Source organism: Pantoea sp. Acro-807, from assembly GCF_011752675.1.
GTDB lineage: Bacteria > Pseudomonadota > Gammaproteobacteria > Enterobacterales > Enterobacteriaceae > Pantoea > Pantoea eucrina.
The window spans coordinates 41,676-59,131 of sequence record NZ_VWXE01000009.1 but is presented as its reverse complement, the minus strand read 5'-3'; the positions used below and the strand labels follow the sequence as shown (position 1 = coordinate 59,131).

Here is a 17,456-nt window from a genome sequence, read left to right as displayed (position 1 = left end):
AGCCGGTTTATCCCTGGATGCCGTAGCTTTTCAGCATGGCATCAAGCTGCGGCTCGCGGCCGCGGAAGCGTTTGAACAGCTCCATTGGCTCTTCAGCACCGCCGCGCGTCAGGATATTGTCAAGGAAAGCCTGGCCGGTTTCGCGATTGAAAATGCCCTCATCGCTGAGGCGCGCCCACGCATCTGCTGCCAGCACATCGGCCCATAAATAGCTGTAGTAACCGGCGGCATATCCGCCTGCAAAGATATGGCTGAACGCATGCGGGAAGCGTCCCCACTGCGGCGATTCCACAACGGCAACCTGCTTCTTGACGGCATGCAGGGTATCCATAACCTTCGGCCCCTGCTGCGGGTCAAAACCTGTGTGAAGCTGCAGATCGAACAGGCCGAATTCAAGCTGACGCAGGATAAACAGCGCCGCATGGTAATTCTTCGCTTTCAGCATTTTTTCCAGCAGCTCGTCCGGCAGGGATGAACCGGTTTGGTAGTGACCGGAGATAAAATCCAGCGCATCCGGTTCCCAGCACCAGTTTTCCATAAACTGGCTCGGCAGTTCGACCGCATCCCACGGTACGCCGTTGATACCCGATATTCCCGGGACTTCAACCTGCGTCAGCATGTGGTGCAGACCATGGCCAAATTCGTGGAACAGCGTGATAACTTCGTCGTGCGTAAACAGGGCAGGCTTATCCGACAGCGGCTGGCTGAAATTACAGGTCAGATAGGCGATAGGCTTCTGCAGGCTGCCGTCCGCCTTGCGCATTTTATCAACGCAATTATCCATCCAGGCACCACCGCGCTTATGCTCGCGCGCGTAGAGATCGAGATAGAAACTGCCGCGCAGTTCGCCGCTTTCATCAAACAGGTCGAAGAAGCGGACATCATGATGGTAGATCTCAACGCCCTTGCGCTCTTTAACGTTGATGCCGTAGATACGTTTTACGACTTCAAACAGGCCTTTTAATACGCGGGCTTCCGGAAAATAGGGACGCAGCTGTTCATCACTGATCGCGAAGAGATGCTGCTTCTGCTTTTCACTAAAATAGGTGATATCCCAGGGCTGCATGTTATCAACCCCGTACACCTCTTTAGCGAACTCACGCAGCTGCGCCAGCTCCTGCTCAGCCTGTGGACGGGCGCGTTTTGCCAGATCGCCCAGGAAGTCGATGACCTGAGACGGGCTGTCGGCCATTTTGGTTACCAGCGACTTATCCGCGTAGGAGTCGTAGCCAAGCAGCTGGGCCAGCTCGTGGCGCAGCGCCAGCTGCTCTTCCATTATCGGGCCATTATCCCATTTGCCTGCGTTGGGTCCCTGATCGGAAGCGCGCGTAGCGTACGCACGGTACATCTCTTCACGCAGGGCGGCGTTGTCGCAATAGGTGATAATTGGCAGATAGCTCGGGATATCCAGCGTCAGCAGCCAGCCTTCCTGCTTGCGTAGCTTAGCCTGCGCCTCGGCAGCGGCAAGCGCATCTTCAGGCACACCCGCCAGCTCCGCTTTATCGGTGACAAGTTTGGTCCAGCCCATGGTCGCATCCAGCACATTGTTGCTATAGGCTGAGCCCAGCTCTGACAGGCGCGCCATAATTTTGCCATAGCGCCGCTGTTTGTCTCTTTCCAGCCCGATGCCTGACAGCTCGAAATCACGCAGGCTGTTATCAATAGCGCGCTGCTGCTCCGGGCTGAGTGCAGCAAAGCCTTCGCTTTGCTTCAGGCTGCGATACGCCTTGTAGAGGCCCTCATGCTGTCCAACCCAGGTAGAATATTCAGAAAGCAGCGGCAGCACTTTGTCGAAGGCGTCGCGCAGATCGGGGTTATTTTTTACCGCATTCAGATGGCTGACAGGTGAAAATACGCGGCTCAGACGATCGTCTGCTTCTGCAATAGGCTGAACCAGGCTCTCCCAGGTGTAAGGCGCTCCCCGCGTTACCGCACGATCTACCGTATCACGGCACTCTTCAAGAACCTGAGTCACGGCAGGCACCACATGCTCGGGTTTAATGGCGGTAAAAGGGGGCAGGGTAAAAGGGGTAAGTAATGGGTTAGTCATAAGCGCGATCCTTTCATCGTGGAATTATGGGCGCGAATACTCGCGCTACGCAATTTTACTAAAATGCGGGCGCCGGACATTAAAATCAATGCCGTAAAATGGAATAGAAGTAGGAAAAAACGCTCAAAATTGCATTTCCAGGCGCGATCTGGCAGCAAATTAAGCGTGAGCCTGAATCGGCCTGTCACTATTTTGCCGTGCCCTGCCCGCTTTCCCGCGGCTGGCCCGATGCGTACTGCGCTGCCGCAGCGCCGGGGCGGAGGCCGCAAAAGCCCAGCAATTTCTGTACGGTCCGGCTATAATCGCGCCATATTCAATCGTCAACTCCTTTGATCCAACTGCGGACCCCCATCTTTTATGCTGAGTTATCGCCACAGTTTTCACGCCGGCAACCACGCCGACGTGCTGAAACACACCGTTGAAAGCCTGATCCTCACCGCGCTCATGGAGAAGGATAAGCCCTTTCTCTATCTGGATACGCACGCGGGTGCCGGACGCTACCAGCTGAGCAGCGCGCACGCCGAGCGCACGGGTGAATATCTGGAAGGCATCGCCCGCATCTGGCAGCAGCCTGACGCGCCTGCGCTGCTGAAACCCTATCTGAACGCGGTGCGTAACCTGAATCCCGGTGGCACCCTGCGCTACTATCCAGGTTCACCGCTGATCGCCCGTTACCTGCTGCGCGAAGAGGATAAGCTGCAGCTGACCGAACTGCACCCCAGCGACTATCCGCTACTACGCACCGAGTTCAGCAAAGATGCGCGCGCGCGCGTGGAACGCGGCGATGGCTATCAGCAGCTGAAGGCGAAACTGCCACCGCCGGCGCGGCGCGGCCTGATCCTGATCGATCCCCCTTATGAGATGAAAAGCGACTACCAGGATGTGGTGAAAGGGATTCAGGAAGGCTATAAGCGCTTTGCTACCGGTATCTATGCGCTCTGGTATCCGGTGGTAATGCGCCAGCAAATCAAACATATGCTGCGCGATCTGGAAGCTACCGGTATCCGCAATATTCTGCAGATTGAGCTGGCGGTGCGTCCGGACAGCGACCAGCGCGGCATGACCGCCTCCGGCATGATCGTCATTAATCCGCCGTGGAAACTCAAAGCGCAGATGGAAGAGCTGCTGCCGTGGCTGCATAAAACGCTGGTCCCTGCCGGCACGGGGCACTATAGCGTGACGCAGGTAGTACCAGAGTAACCGCCCGGCGCGTTAAATCTCCACAACAGCAAAATCGTGTGCCAGTTCGGTTGCCGCAAACACCGACTGGCACTCCGCCAGCAGCTTGTCCCGATCTGCAGAGAGATAGCGCGAGCTGAAGTGCGTCGCGATCATACGCTTAACCCCCGCCTGCTGCGCCACGGCTGCCGCCTGCACCGTCGTTGAGTGACCGCGCCCGTTGGCCTTCTCCGCCATTGCTGCCTCAAGCGTGGTTTCATGCACCATGACATCGGCGTTGGCCGCCAGCGCCAGCGCGGCGTCGGTCGGCGCGGTATCGCCAAATATTGCCAGCACCTTACCTGGCGTCGCGGGCCCCAGATAGTCTGCGCCGTTAATTTCGCGCCCATCCTCCAGCCGGATAACTTTTCCCTGCTTTAGATCCTGATACCAGGGGCCGCGCGGCACGCCCTCTGCTTTAAGCCGTGCGGCATCCAGAAATCCGGGCTTATCATGCTGCTCAATGCGGTAGCCGTAGCACTCTACGACATGATTCATCGGATAAGCGGTCACCCGGAACTCGCCGTTATCCAGTACCAGACCCGCCTCAATCTCCACGATTTCCAGCGGATAAGTGGTCCATGAACTGCTCAGGCTCAGCGCGTTTTCAACAAATGCCTTCAGCCCCTCAGGGCCATACAGCGTCAGCGGATCGAGCATGCCCGCCATCGAGCGGCTGGTAAGCAGGCCCGGCAGGCCAAAAATGTGATCGCCATGCAGGTGCGTAATGAAAATCTTCTCCAGTTTGCCAGGGCGAAGCGCCGAGCGCATAAACTGATGCTGCGTCGCCTCACCGCAGTCAAACAGCCAGGTGTCGCCACGCTTTGAGAGCGTCAGGGCGATCGCGCTGACATTGCGCTGTAAACTGGGCGCGCCCGCGCCGGTGCCTAAAAAAGTCAGATGCATAATAGCCTTACCTGTAAGCGAAACCTGGATTTCACTCTATCATAATCATAGGCGGAACCTTTGCGCCGCTCCGCCAGGTAGCGGTAAACTTTACGCCATATTTTCTCAACAGACGGAAACAACGGATGACCAGACATTTTGACTACCTCGCTATCGGCGGCGGCAGCGGCGGCATCGCCTCCATTAATCGTGCAGCCATGCACGGCCAGACGTGTGCGCTGATCGAAGCGAAAGAGCTGGGTGGCACCTGCGTTAACGTCGGTTGCGTGCCCAAAAAAGTGATGTGGCATGCGGCACAGATCGCCGAAGCCATTCATCTGTATGGACCCGATTACGGCTTTGATACTACGATGAACCGCTTTGACTGGGCCACGCTGGTAAAGAACCGCAGCGCCTATATCGATCGCATTCACACCTCTTATGACAACGTGCTGGGCAAAAACAAAGTCGAAGTCATCAAAGGCTTTGCCCGCTTTGTGGATGCGCACACGGTGGAAGTTAATGGTGAAACGATCACCGCCGATCATATTCTGATCGCCACCGGCGGACGCCCGGTGCGCCCTGCTGTGCCAGGTGCCGAATATGGTATCGATTCTGACGGTTTCTTTGAGCTGGGATCCTTACCGCGGCGCGTGGCCGTAGTGGGTGCAGGCTATATCGCCGTCGAGCTGGCAGGCGTGGTCAACGCGCTGGGCGCGGAAACGCATCTGTTCGTGCGTAAACACGCTCCGCTGCGCAGTTTTGATCCGCTCCTGAGCGAAACGCTGGTGGAGGTGATGCAGGCGGAAGGCCCGCAGCTGCATACCGAAGCGACGCCAAAAGCCGTGGTTAAAAATGCTGACGGCAGCCTGACGCTGCAGCTGGAAAATGGCAGCGAACAGACCGTGGATTGCCTGGTCTGGGCGGTGGGTCGTGAACCGGCAACCGATAATCTTAACCTTGACGTGACCGGCGTTGCGCTCGATGAGAAAGGCTATATCCGCGTCGATAAGTTTCAGAATACCAGCGTCGCAGGCATTTATGCGGTAGGAGATAACACCGGTGCCGTCGAGCTGACGCCGGTAGCGGTGGCGGCAGGCCGTCGTCTCTCTGAGCGTCTGTTTAACAACAAACCGGATGAGCATCTCGACTACAGCAATATTCCGACAGTGGTGTTCAGCCATCCGCCGATTGGCACGGTGGGCCTGACCGAACCGCAGGCGCGCGAGCAGTATGGTGATGACCAGGTGAAAGTCTATAAATCCTCTTTTACCGCCATGTACACCGCGGTCACGCAGCATCGCCAGCCGTGCCGCATGAAGCTGGTCTGCGTCGGCCCGGAAGAGAAGATTGTCGGTATTCACGGCATCGGCAGCGGCATGGATGAGATGCTGCAGGGCTTTGCCGTGGCGCTGAAGATGGGTGCCACGAAAAAAGATTTCGACAATACCGTGGCGATTCACCCCACCGCAGCGGAAGAGTTTGTGACGATGCGTTAACAAAAAGGCGCCCGGACGGGCGCCTTTTTTGATCGCCGTAGCCGGTTACCAGGAGACGGTAATTTTGCCAAAGTGGCTGGCGCCCTGCTGATGGCGGAACGCCGCCGGCAGATCGTCAAGCGCCGCAAAATGCTCACCAATCACCGGCCGCACCGCAATCTGCTCCAGCGCCCGCACAAACTCCTGCTGCTGCCGGCGATGGCCCACTATCAGCCCCTGGATCCGCGCCTGCTTCGCCATCAACAGCGAGGTCGGGATCACGCCTTCATGGCCGGTCAGTACGCCAATCAGCGCGATATGTCCGCCGATACGCACCGCTTTGATCGACTCTGCCATGGTGCCCGGTCCGCCCAGCTCAATCACCACGTCCGCACCGATCCCATCCGTCAGCTGCTGTACTTCGCTGCCCCACCCGGGCGTGGTGCGGTAGTTAATGCCGGCATCGGCGCCCAGCTCGCGCGCACGCGCCAGCTTCTCATCAGAGGATGAGGTGACAATCACCCGCGCGCCCATCGCTTTGGCGATCTGCAGTGCGGTAATGGAGACGCCGCCGGTGCCGAGCGTAACGATAGTATCGCCCGCCTTGATCTGCGCATCGCCTACCAGCGCCCGCCACGCCGTCAGCCCGGAGGTGGTGATAGTGGCCGCTTCAGCATGGCTCCAGCCGCGCGGCGCCAGGGTGAAGTGATGCGCCGGGCGCACCACGGTTTCCGCGGCAAAGCCCTGCGCGCCATCTCCCGGCGTGCGGGTGAAGTCGCCCACGCGGGCGTAAGGCAGGCCATCCTGCCACTGCGGGAAAAAGCAGGAAACCACGTGGTCGCCGGGGCGGAATTCGCTGACGCTGCTGCCCACCGCCTCCACGACGCCGGCGCCGTCCGCCATCATAATGCGCCCCGCTTCGGTCGGGATCGATCCGTCGGCAACCAGCAGATCGTGATAATTAAGTGAGGTGGCGTGGATACGGACGCGGATCTCGTCAGCGGCGGGCTTGCCGGGATCGGGCAGATCCACCAGCCGCAGATTATCCAGCCCGCCGGGCTGGTTAAGAATCATCGCTTTCATTCGCTTTTCTCCTGTCAGGACACAATAACGCGTTACCAGGCTTTTCGCGGAAAGCCCCTTCCTTTTAGGTAGGGGATGCAGAGCGAAGCGCCCGCAAGGGCGCTAATGAGGGCGGCTCTGATCCTCAATATATTTTTTTATCATTTCAGGGGGCGCACCGCCCACGGTTCCAGCGAAATAAGACGGCGACCAGAGCGCGTCTGACTTCCACGCGGGCTTATGCAATTCAGGATGATGCAATTTCATCTTGCGACTGCTAACCCCTTTCAGGCTATTAACCAGCTTGCTGATCGCCACCTTCGGCGGGAAGTTAAGCAGAATATGAACGTGATCCGCCCCCCCGTTAAACTCCACAACTTCGCATTCAAATTGTTCGCATACGTTGCGAATTATCTTTTCCAGCGTTTCCAGTTGCACGGCGTTAAACACCTTGCCCCGATACTTAGTGATAAAGATTAAATGGCAGTGCAGCACAAAGACACAATGCCGCCCCGTTCGATAAGTTAACTCCATAGACCAACCTTGTAAACATGCTTCAAATTGCGTAGTGTAGCGAACTATGAATGTTAAGACCAAAACCTTATCAGTCAGAGTTAAAGACAAACACGCCGCTTTATTGCGCCAAATGGCGTATGAGGTGAATCAGATCTTTAATCTGGCAAACGAGATAACCAGCAAGGCATATAGCAATGCTGGCGAGTTTGGTGCGCAGGTTCCAAAGTGGCTAACCGCGTATGATGTTCAAAAGCAAACCGCCGGACTCCGCAAGGAAAAAGGCTATCTGATCGATAGCGCCAGCATTCAGGAAGTGATCGCCGTCCACGGCAAAGCCCGCAAGCAGTTTAAACGGGCAAAATTGCGCTGGCGTATCAGCGGCGGATCTAAACGCTCGTTAGGCTGGATTCCGTTTAAAGTCGGTTTTGCGAAGTGGCAAAATGGGCAAGTTAAGTTTGCTGGCAAGCTGTTTAAAGTGTGGGATTCATACGGCTTGAGCGCCTATAAATTCCGCGCGGGTAGCTTCTCCGAAGATAGCCGGGGGCGCTGGTATTTCAACGTAGCAGTAGACTACACCGCACAGCCAACCGAAGGCGTTAGCGCCGTTGGTATCGACTTAGGGTTAAAGGATATTGCCACCACGTCAGACGGTGAAAAGCTGGCGGCGGGGCGGTTCTATCGTGATCTTGAATCGTCGTTAGGCAAGGCACAACGGGCGAACAAAAAGCGCCGTGTGAAGGCTATATACGCCAAAATTAAAAACCGTCGCAAAGACGCATTGCACAAATTCAGTACAGCTATTGTGAATGCGAATGCGGCGATCTTCGTGGGCGACGTGAGCACCAGCAAGCTAATCAAAACAAAGATGGCAAAAAGCGTTTTAGACGCTGGCTGGTCAATGCTCAAAACACAACTGGAATATAAAGCGATTGCGCGATCAGCCGTGTTTCAGGTAGTCAACGAAAGCTATTCCACCCAGGCTTGTTCGTGTTGTGGGGCACTATCCCCCAACAGTCCGAAAGGTAGAGCAGGCTTGCGAATAAGAGTATGGACTTGTAGCGAGTGCGGAACGCTACATGATCGCGATGTGAACGCGTCAAAGAATATACTCGCGGCGGGGCATCGCCGTCTGGCTGTAGAAATCCCCGCCCTTTAGGGCGGGGAGGATGTCAACGGTTACTGAGTGTGGCAGTGCAACAGCATTCCCGCCTGGTAGGGTGTGCGGCAGGTGCGCCGCAGCGATCAGCTCAGTTTATCGAGCCAGCGCACATACGCCTGGTCCCAGAGCGCAGCAGGCGTGCCCGCTTTACCCAGGCCAAATCCGTGCCCGCCGCTGCTGAGCTCAATCAGCTCAACCGGTACGCGCATGCGCCGGCAGACGTCGCGCATCAGTTCGGTGTTGTAAGGATTAGAGGTGCGATCGTCCTCTGCCTGGGCGAGAAACGTCGGCGGATAGGCGCGGGTAACATAGTTTTGCACGGACCAGTTCGCCGCCTGGGTCGCGGTGGCGTGCGCCCCCACCATCATCAGGCGGGTCTGCGTATGCTGAAACGGCGCTTCCAGCGTGATCACCGGGTAGATAAGCCCCACGCTGCTGGCTGAAGGCACGATCTCATCCAGCGCGTCCTGCTGCGGATAAGTGCGAAAGTCAGGTCGCGCGGCGGCCATACCCAGCAGATGGCCGCCGGCCGAAAAGCCGAGCAGGTGCACTTTCGACTCCATCGCGCGCACCATGCGAATGGCGCGCTGTGCATCCTGCAGCGGTGCCAGATTGCCCGCCTGCCACTTTTCACCGGGCAGGCGATAGCTCAGCACATAGGCGGTATAGCCATTGGCATTCAGCCAGCGCGCCACCGGCCACGCCTCCCGGCCCATGCCGATGAAGCGATAGCCACCGCCCGCGGCAATCAGTACCGCCTCGCCGTTGGGGTTTTCCGGACGAAAGCGCTGGATAGCGGGTGAAACGATATTGGTCCATGAGCCTTTAGTATTGACCCTTAACAGGCCGGACGGACCGCCCCCACCCGGCGGCTCATCCGGCCAGAGCGGAATGATGTCATCACGGGCAAACAGCTTGCCGGTGGTCATCGCGAGAACGGTTGCCCCGCTCGCCTGTAAAAAACGACGACGTGTCATCATGTTGCGTGCCAGCCACTCTCAGGAAACACCCGGCCACGGGTCAGATTATTGGTGTGACGAAAGTCTGATTTCTATCCGGCGATAATGTACGCATTCCGCACCAAAAAGCCATAAAAAAACGCGCCATAAAAGGCGCGTATAACGTGATGGCTGTCGCTGCCGCGGTGGCACATACCGCAAAGCGGCGGCTTAATCCTGCTGCTGAAACTGCGTCATGACGGTCTGCTCGCACTGCTGCTGATCGCGGCGCAGCTTACCGCGCTCCTCTTCGCCGAGTTCCAGCCAGCCGTTGATCACTTCCTGCGCGATCTCTTCATCAAATTCAGTCTTGTTCATGGCAGAAGGTGACTGGCTGGCGGCCATTTGCGCCTTCAGCTTGGCGGTATAGCTCTCCATGTCACCGGTTTTCTGTTCGCTGCTGACCAGATGGCAGAGCTGGCCGGCGTAGACATTTTCCTGCGCATCCGCATCTGCCGCCAGCGCGCTGGCGGAAAGGGTTAAGCCCGTCAGGGCAATCAATAAGCGTTTCATAAAGGCTCCTGTTGTTTCCGGAAACTCAGGTTTCATCCTGTTGCGTGCGTGCCGCCTGGCGGGCAGCACGCCAGTTTAAAAGCGGTGTCACCGTGATACCGTGCAGCACCACGCTGCATACTACAATGGTCAGGGCCATATCCACCATCTGCTGCGCTTCAGCGCCCTGCAGGCCGTGCACCCAGGCAAAAGCGATATAGTTGATACTGCCGATCCCGCGAATGCCGAGCCAGCCAATCAGCAGCCGGCGCGCGCGCGGCATTTCGCAGCGCCAGGTGGTGAGCCAGACCGCCAGCGGTCGCACCACGACAAACAGCAGCAGCGCCAGGCCGATGCCCATCGGATTCCAGTGGTGCGCCAGCGTAATGCCCAGCACCACCATCAGCGCGGCAGCCAGCAGGCGCTCTACCGTATCGCCAAATGAGAGCGCATCGCCAATGACCAGACCCACGGACTTAACCATGCCGCCGCCGCTCTGCCGCACGCGCTGATTAGGATTCACCATGACTTCAGCCGGCAGATGCTGCTTCTCCTCCGGCAGATCTTCCAGCGGAAAACAGCGCGTGACGCGCAGTTCAGCGCGCCGCAGGCCGACGCCTGCAGCAAAGGTTGCCAGGAAGCCGGAGGCATCCAGCGCCTGCGAGGCGGCATAGCTGAACGCAATAAGCGCCAGCGCGAGAAAATCGTTTGGCGCCACATCGTCGTGCGCGCTGCGCAGCCGCGCCGCGAGCTGGCCGATAACGCGCCCCAGCAGATAGCCAATTGCAATCCCCCCGCCAATAGACCAGAGCACATCCAGCGTCGCCCACTCCCCCAGGCTGGCGAGATCAAAGCCTTCCGGGCGCATCAGCAGCAGCGCCAGGATCAGCAGCGGCAGCGCCGAGCCATCGTTCATTCCCGCCTCGCTGGAGAGCGCAACGCGCAGCGCATCATCATCGCGCGCATCGTTGACTGAAATCAGGCTGGCCAGCACCGGATCGGTTGGCGCAACAATGGCGCCAAACGCCAGCGACAGTGGCCAGTTAAAGCCGGTGATCCAGTGCACCAGGCACGCCATACCGCCTACCGTCAGCAGCATCGCCGGAAACGCCAGCCGCAGTCCGACCCGCCAGGCGTGCGCTTTCAGCGGCAGGCGCAGCTTCAGACCGGTGATAAACAGCGACGCGGCCATGGTGATTTCGGTGATATGCGCCACCAGCTCAGAGTGACCAACAATATCGATACGCAGCAGGTCCAGCACCCAGGGACCGCAGATAATCCCGGCGATAAGATAGAGGCCAAATGAGGTCACCGGCCCGCGGTGGATCCAGCCGGAGGCCAGTGACATGATCAGTAACAGACCGCCGACAACGGCGGTCCAGGCAAGGAAATTCATAACGCTCCGCTTTTCAAAAACATAACTCCCTTAAGCCTGGCACAGGATTGAAAATTAGTGTCTGAGATGCGCACTGCCCAGGCGTACCAGCAGCGCCAGCGCCGCCGCCGTCGTTGCCAGCGTGACCACGCCGTTCCAGCCAAAATGCGCCAGCGCCAGGCTGCCGAGGGCCGCGCCGGCGGCCATGCCGACAAACACCACGGTAAACATCAGGGCATTCAGGCGGCTGCGCGCCTCAGGTGCCAGGCTGTAGACCAGCGTCTGATGCGCCACCAGCGTCGCCTGCACCCCCAGATCAAATCCCACCGTACTCAGGATAATCACGCCCGGCTGCGCCGCCAGCGGCAGCAGCGGCAGCAGAAACATCAGCGCGAACGACACCATCACCAGCGCAGAGCCATACTGCGTCACCCGCGCCGGACCGATGCGATCGGCTACGCTGCCGGCCAGCGGAGCAGCCAGCGCCCCTGCCGCGCCCGCCAGGCCAAACGCACCCGCGATGGCACTGTCGAAATGAAAGCGCTCGCTCAGCATCAGCGCCAGCGTTGACCAGAAGGCGCTGAATCCCACCGATAGCAGCCCCTGTGCCAGCGCGGCGCGGCGCAGCGTCTGATGCTGACGCCACAGCTGCGCCAGCGACAGCAGCAGGCGCGGATAGCTGACGGCGGTACCGGGTGTGAAGCGCGGCAGCACGCGCCAGAGCGCCAGCGTCATCAGCAGCATGGCACCCGCAGCGATAAAATAGAGCGTACGCCAGCCGGCATACTCCGCCACCAGGCCGCTGATCACGCGCGACAGCAGAATGCCCGCCAGCAGCCCGGTCATTACCACGCCAACCGTCTTGCCCCGGCGATGCTCCGGTGCCAGTACGGCAGAGGCGGGCACAATATCCTGCGCGACGGTAGCGGTCAGCCCGGTGACAAAGCTGGCGATCAGCAGCGCGCCGATTCCGCCGGCAAAGCCACACAGCAGCAGCGAGGCCACCAGCAGTAGACCTTTAATCAGAATAATGGTCCGCCGGTCGTGGCGATCGCCCAGCGGGGCCAGCAGCAGGATCCCCAGCGCATAGCCCGCCTGCGTCAGCATCGGCACCATACCGGTGCTGCTGATGCCGGTATTAAACGTTTTACTGATAATGTCCAGCATGGGCTGACTGTAGTAGATAGAGGCGACGCTCAGGCCGGCACCGGCGGCAAGCGTAAACAGCAGCGGAGCGGGAAGCGTTTCTGCGCGACGGGCAGATGACAATAAAACAGACATAGGTGACTCTCCTGAAAAGTTGCGCCTATTAAAGCGCGCGGCAGCCATACGCGGTAGAGTGTGACAGGACACAACTGTTATGCGTGGTACGTATGAATAACCTGACCAGCACCGATCGTATTGCCCTGATGCAGACCTTTATCCGTATCGTTGAGAGTGGCTCCCTCTCCGCCGCCGCGCGGCAGCTTAATACCACCCAGCCTACCGTCAGCCGCCGGCTGCAGGCGCTGGAGCACTATCTCGGCCTGAAGCTGATACTGCGCACCACCCATGCGCTCAAGCTGACCGATGACGGGGAGCGCTGCTATACGCAGGCGCGCCAGCTGCTGGCAACGTGGTACGCGCTGGAGGATGAACTGACCGGCTCACATGACGAACCAGCGGGCACGCTGCGGGTGCGCGCACCGCACGCTTTCGGGCAGGATCAGCTGATTACGCCGCTGGTCGCCTGGCTGGAGCGTTATCCGCGTCTGAATGTAGAGTGGATGCTTAACGATCGCACGCCGGACTTTATCAGTGAAAACGTGGACTGTGCGATTCAGGTTGGTGCGCCGGACGATCCGGGTATTGTGGCCGTGCTGCTGGCGGAAGTGCCGCGTATTGTAGTGGCAGCGCCGGCGCTGCTGGCCGCCCATCCGCCCGTGACGCAGGCAGAAGAACTGACACAGCTGCCGTGGCTGGCGCTGACCAGCTTTTATCGCAATGAGATTGCGCTGCAGCGCGTCAGCGATAGCGCAATGGTGAACCTGGCGATCGCGCCGCGGCTCGCCAGCGACAGCCTTTATGCGGTGCGCAAGGCCGCGCTGGCCGGAATGGGCGTGGCGCTGGTTTCATCGTGGGTGGTACAGGACGATCTGGAGAGCGGCGCGCTGGTGCAGCTGCTGCCGGCGTGGCAGGCGCCGCCGCTGCCGGTCTGGCTGACCTACCCGTGGGCCAGCTACTATCCGGCAAGGCTGCGCCATTTTTTTACGCTGATTAAAACGGTCATGCCGCAGCTGCTCGGCACCCGCCCCCCGGCACGCTGAGCAGATCAGCCAGCGTGCTTTTTCTCCATTTTTGACATGTTATCCAGCCAGCCCATAACAAACGCGGAGAGCACAAAGGTCAGATGGATGATCACGTACCACATCAGCTTGTCGTTGGCGACGTTGCGCGCATCCATAAAGATACGCAGCAGATGGATAGAGGAGATCGCCACAATGGAGGCGGCGACTTTATTCTTAAGCGAGCCGGAGTCCATCTTGCCCAGCCAGCTCAGCTTCTCTTTGTGTTCGGCTATATCGAGCTTCGAGACAAAGTTTTCATAGCCGGAGAGCATCACCATCACCAGCAGCCCTCCGACCAGTGTCATGTCAACCAGCGACAGCAGCAGCAGGATCAGATCGTTTTCCGCAATGCTGAGGATGTTCGGCAGCAGATGGAAAATTTCCTGAAAAAATTTAACGGTCAGCGCCAGCAGCCCCAGCGAAAGTCCAATGTAAACCGGTGCCAGCAGCCAGCGGGATGAATACATCAGGTTTTCGGTAAAACGTTCCATAAGTTTCCATAAGTTAGCAGCGAAGCTGCCGAGTATACCCGAACTTGTGTGAAGTTATTTAAGTGCGGCCTCGGAAATTTCCGGCGGCGCCGGGAGCGGGAGCGACAGACGAAACTCAGCGCCGCCGCTGGCACGGTTTTCCGCCCAGATGCGTCCGCGATGCGCTTCAGTGATGGTCTTGCTGATCGCCAGCCCCAGTCCGACCCCCGGTACGGCAGACTCTTTATCACCCCGGGCAAACTTTTCAAAAATCTGCGTCAGGCTGTCGCCCGCGATGCCCGGCCCGCTGTCCCAGACGCCAATCTCCAGCCTGCTGCCGTCGCGCCAGGCGCGAATACCGTGCTGCGCCGCGTTACCGGCATACTTCAGGCTGTTCTCAATCAGATTGGAAAATACCCGCTCCAGCATCGCGCTGTCGCCTTTAATCAGTACCAGCTCGGACGGCAGCGCCAGCTCAAACGCGTGACCTTTAAGCATCGGCCCCATGCTGCGCAGCGCGCCATCGATCACCTCATCCAGCGCCACCCACTCTTCGCGCAGCTGCAGGCCGCCGGACTGAATGCGCGCCATATCCAGCATATTGCTGACCAGACGAATCGTGCTCAGCGTCTGTTCACGGATCTGGCCGGCCTGCGCGACAAACGGCGACTGCGCATGCGCCAGATCGAGCATCAGCATCTCTGCCTGACCAAACAGCACCGTCAGCGGCGTGCGTAAATCGTGTGACAGTGCCGATAGCAGCGCATTGCGCAGCTGCTCGCGCTCTGCTGCGAGGCGCGAAGCCGCTTCGCTCTGCGTCAGCGCCATGCGCTCCAGCGCGTTGGCGATCAGCACGGTAAACGTCTCCACCAGCCGCTGCTGCTCCGGGATCATCAGCTGGCGCAGGTTCTCCGGCTCAACCACCAGCAGACCCCGGCACTGCTGGCCGCTCTTCAGCGGAACAATCTGGTAGGGCACGGCCGGCAGCGTATCGGTGCCGGCGCCGGCAGGCTGACCTTTGCTGTAGCTCCATTTTGCGATTCCGGCATCGGGCGGCGTGCCGCGTAAGTCCGGTCCGGTTGCCTGCAGCTCCCCCTGCTCATCGGGCAGCAGCAGCTGACTGCGCGCCTGCAGCGTCACCTCAATCACTCGCTGTGCGGTAGCAGCAATATCCTGCGGCGTCAGCGCGCTGCCGAGCGATTTCGCCATTTCATAGAGATAGCGGGCGCGCTGCTCGCGATAGCGCGCCACCCTGGCCTGGTAGCGCACGCCGGCGGTGAGATTTCCTACGATCACGCCGACCGCCAGCATCACGCCAAAAGTGACCAGATACTGCAGGTCAGAGACGGCGACGGTGCCGGTGGGCGCGACAAACATCAGATCAAACGCGACGATATTGATCACGGTGGCAAACACCGAGGGCCAGCGCCCGTAGCGCAGTGCCACCAGCACGACCGACAGCAGATAGATCATGACGGCGTTGGCGCTATCGAACTCTGCAAGCAGGCCGCGTCCGATAAACGTCACCGCAAGGCAGAGCAGCAGCGCCATGATGCAGCCGCGCAGCCGCAGCCGCCACTTATCGCTGCTGACCGGTTTGCTGCTGGCCGCATGCAGCGCCGGGCGCAGCGGCTCATCCAGCGCCACGATCAGCAGATCGAGATCCGGCCCCAGCTCGCCGAGACGCTGGGCGAAGCTGTCGCGGCGGAAGCGCCGGTGCGGCTGGCGTCCGGCGACAATTTTGCCCAGATTATGCTCCCGCGCGTAGCGCAGCACCGCGCGCACCTCATCGGGATCGGCGAGCGTGGCCGTTTCCGCGCCCAGCTCCTGCGCCAGCTGTAGCGTACGCAGGATCGCACGCCGCTGCGCCTCCGGCAGGCGATGCAGGCGCGGGGTTTCCACATAAACGGCGTGCCAGACGCTGCCGAGCCGCGCGGCCAGACGTGCGGCGGTTCGCACCAGCTTTTCGCTGCCGGTATCATCACCAATACAGAGCAGAATCGCATCCCGCGTATGCCAGACCCGATCGCGTCCCTGCTGGTCACGCCAGGCGCGCATCTGATCGTCCACGCGATCGGCGGTGCGACGCAGCGCCAGTTCACGCAGCGCAAACAGATTGCCTTTGCGGAAAAAGTTTTCAATCGCGCGCTCGGCCCGGTCGCCGACGTAGACTTTGCCCTCTTTCAGCCGCTGACGCAGATCGTCCGGCGGCAGGTCCACCAGCACTACCTCATCTGCGCTGTCAAAAAAGGGATCGGGCACGGTTTCGCGCACCTGAATTCCGGTGATACCGGCTACTACGTCATTGAGGCTTTCGAGGTGCTGCACGTTTACCGTGGTGATGACATCGATGCCGGCATCAAGCAGCTCGTCAATATCCTGCCAGCGTTTGGGATGGCGCGCGCCCTGAACGTTGGTATGCGCCAGCTCATCCATCAGGATCACCGCCGGATGACGCGCCAGCGCCGCATCCAGATCGAACTCCGTGTGGTGCGAGCGACCGGTGGTGCGACGCGGCAGCAGCGTCAGGCCATGCAGCAGCGCGGCCGTTTCTGCGCGATTGTGGGTTTCCACGATACCGGCCAGCACATCCAGCCCCTGCGCGCGCAGCCGCTGCGCCTCCTGCAGCATCGCAAAGGTTTTGCCCACGCCGGCACAGGCGCCAAAATAGATTTTCAGCTTGCCGCGATGGCTGTCGCTATGGCTGAGCAGCAGCGCATCGGGGTCCGGACGAGGCAGTTCATCATTCATGTCGTTCAAATAGTGAATTCCGTACGATCGGTGAAAGGGTCGCCATACATGGCGACCCTGCGTTGCAGGGTGCGCATTTATGCGCACCGAATGTGCCTCATCCCTGCAAATTATCCAGCGCCATATTGAGCCGCAGCACGTTCACCGTCTCTTCGCCGATAAACGGCAGCAGCGGACGCCCGGTGTTACGCGCAATCAGCGCCTCAACGTCTTTCAGCGTCATATTGCGCGCTGCCGCAATGCGCGGTGCCTGCCACAGCGCGGCTTCAGGAGAGATATCCGGATCCAGGCCGCTGCCTGAAGCGGTGACCAGCTCCACCGGCACCGCTGACGGCGCCTGCGGATTCGCCGCCCGCAGCGCGGCCACGCGCGCGGCGACGGCGCTGTCCAGCGCCGGGTTACTCCCGGCCAGGTTGCTGCCACCGGAAGCCTGCGCGTTATAAGGCCGCTCCGCCGTGGCCGATGGCCGACCCTGGAAATAGCCGGGCTGAGTGAACTGCTGCCCAATCAGCGCTGAGCCGCGCACGCTGCCCGCCTGCCTCAGCAGCGAACCGCTCGCCTGCTGCGGAAACCACCACTGTGCCAGCCCGGTGGTCAGCAGCGGATAGAGAACACCGGTAAACAGCATCAGCACCATAAACAATACAACAGCCGGACGTAACTGACTCATCTCTC

General features: G+C 59.7%; 15 protein-coding genes. 4 read left to right on the top strand and 11 right to left on the bottom strand.

The window, feature by feature from the left end; translation table 11 throughout:
* Window positions 1–7 precede the first annotated feature (7 nt).
* The gene (gene prlC, locus F3J39_RS16700; protein WP_039381023.1) at window positions 8–2,050 is read right to left on the bottom strand and encodes an oligopeptidase A; all 2,043 of its coding nucleotides are present in this window, start codon (window positions 2,048–2,050) and stop codon (window positions 8–10) included.
* 357 nt (window positions 2,051–2,407) lie between these two features.
* Here prlC and F3J39_RS16695 point away from each other — a divergent pair, with 357 nt between their 5' ends.
* The gene (locus tag F3J39_RS16695) at window positions 2,408–3,250 is read left to right on the top strand and encodes a 23S rRNA (adenine(2030)-N(6))-methyltransferase RlmJ (RefSeq protein ID WP_039381025.1); all 843 of its coding nucleotides are present in this window, start codon (window positions 2,408–2,410) and stop codon (window positions 3,248–3,250) included.
* Between the two features lie 12 nt (window positions 3,251–3,262).
* Here the strand turns inward: F3J39_RS16695 and rnz are convergent, their stop codons facing one another.
* A complete protein-coding gene (rnz, locus tag F3J39_RS16690) occupies window positions 3,263–4,174 on the bottom strand; it encodes a ribonuclease Z (RefSeq protein ID WP_094112214.1) in 912 nt (303 codons plus the stop codon).
* A 125-nt stretch (window positions 4,175–4,299) separates the two neighbouring features.
* Here rnz and gorA point away from each other — a divergent pair, with 125 nt between their 5' ends.
* Complete coding sequence (gorA, locus tag F3J39_RS16685; RefSeq protein WP_104086003.1) at window positions 4,300–5,652, top strand: glutathione-disulfide reductase; 1,353 nt, start codon at window positions 4,300–4,302, stop codon at window positions 5,650–5,652.
* 45 nt (window positions 5,653–5,697) lie between these two features.
* Here gorA and F3J39_RS16680 read toward each other — a convergent pair whose 3' ends face one another.
* Both F3J39_RS16680 and tnpA read right to left on the bottom strand, forming a co-directional pair.
* Entirely contained in the window at window positions 5,698–6,714 is a 1,017-nt protein-coding gene (locus F3J39_RS16680; protein ID WP_104086002.1) for an NAD(P)-dependent alcohol dehydrogenase, read from the bottom strand.
* A 102-nt stretch (window positions 6,715–6,816) separates the two neighbouring features.
* Window positions 6,817–7,227 carry an IS200/IS605 family transposase gene (tnpA, locus tag F3J39_RS16675; RefSeq protein ID WP_104086001.1) on the bottom strand — a complete coding sequence of 137 codons (411 nt, stop codon included), beginning with the start codon at window positions 7,225–7,227 and terminating at the stop codon, window positions 6,817–6,819.
* A gap of 46 nt (window positions 7,228–7,273) precedes the next feature.
* Between tnpA and F3J39_RS16670 the strand changes: the two genes are divergently transcribed.
* The gene (locus tag F3J39_RS16670; RefSeq protein ID WP_104086000.1) at window positions 7,274–8,365 is read left to right on the top strand and encodes an RNA-guided endonuclease TnpB family protein; all 1,092 of its coding nucleotides are present in this window, start codon (window positions 7,274–7,276) and stop codon (window positions 8,363–8,365) included.
* 86 nt (window positions 8,366–8,451) lie between these two features.
* On the opposite strand, the gene F3J39_RS16665 is transcribed toward F3J39_RS16670, so the two are convergent.
* From F3J39_RS16665 to F3J39_RS16650, 4 genes are all read right to left on the bottom strand, one after another.
* Window positions 8,452–9,348, bottom strand: a complete 897-nt coding sequence (locus tag F3J39_RS16665) for an alpha/beta hydrolase (RefSeq protein ID WP_039381033.1) — start codon at window positions 9,346–9,348, stop codon at window positions 8,452–8,454.
* Between the two features lie 189 nt (window positions 9,349–9,537).
* The gene (locus tag F3J39_RS16660; RefSeq protein ID WP_104085999.1) at window positions 9,538–9,879 is read right to left on the bottom strand and encodes a hypothetical protein; all 342 of its coding nucleotides are present in this window, start codon (window positions 9,877–9,879) and stop codon (window positions 9,538–9,540) included.
* A 25-nt stretch (window positions 9,880–9,904) separates the two neighbouring features.
* Window positions 9,905–11,254, bottom strand: a complete 1,350-nt coding sequence (locus tag F3J39_RS16655; RefSeq protein WP_039381038.1) for a sodium:proton antiporter — start codon at window positions 11,252–11,254, stop codon at window positions 9,905–9,907.
* A 54-nt stretch (window positions 11,255–11,308) separates the two neighbouring features.
* Window positions 11,309–12,514: an MFS transporter gene (locus F3J39_RS16650; protein WP_166714450.1), complete on the bottom strand. Its 1,206-nt coding sequence runs from the start codon at window positions 12,512–12,514 to the stop codon at window positions 11,309–11,311.
* Between the two features lie 92 nt (window positions 12,515–12,606).
* Here F3J39_RS16650 and F3J39_RS16645 point away from each other — a divergent pair, with 92 nt between their 5' ends.
* Entirely contained in the window at window positions 12,607–13,539 is a 933-nt protein-coding gene (locus F3J39_RS16645; protein ID WP_039381040.1) for a LysR family transcriptional regulator, read from the top strand.
* Between the two features lie 5 nt (window positions 13,540–13,544).
* On the opposite strand, the gene F3J39_RS16640 is transcribed toward F3J39_RS16645, so the two are convergent.
* The 3 genes from F3J39_RS16640 to kdpC all read right to left on the bottom strand — a co-directional run bounded on the left by F3J39_RS16640 (window position 13,545) and on the right by kdpC (window position 17,451).
* Window positions 13,545–14,051 carry a TIGR00645 family protein gene (locus F3J39_RS16640; protein WP_039381043.1) on the bottom strand — a complete coding sequence of 169 codons (507 nt, stop codon included), beginning with the start codon at window positions 14,049–14,051 and terminating at the stop codon, window positions 13,545–13,547.
* A gap of 54 nt (window positions 14,052–14,105) precedes the next feature.
* Window positions 14,106–16,781, bottom strand: coding sequence for a two-component system sensor histidine kinase KdpD (gene kdpD, locus F3J39_RS16635; protein WP_166714466.1), 2,676 nt, complete (start codon window positions 16,779–16,781; stop codon window positions 14,106–14,108).
* A gap of 97 nt (window positions 16,782–16,878) precedes the next feature.
* Window positions 16,879–17,451, bottom strand: a complete 573-nt coding sequence (gene kdpC / locus F3J39_RS16630; RefSeq protein ID WP_039381048.1) for a potassium-transporting ATPase subunit KdpC — start codon at window positions 17,449–17,451, stop codon at window positions 16,879–16,881.
* Window positions 17,452–17,456 lie beyond the last annotated feature (5 nt).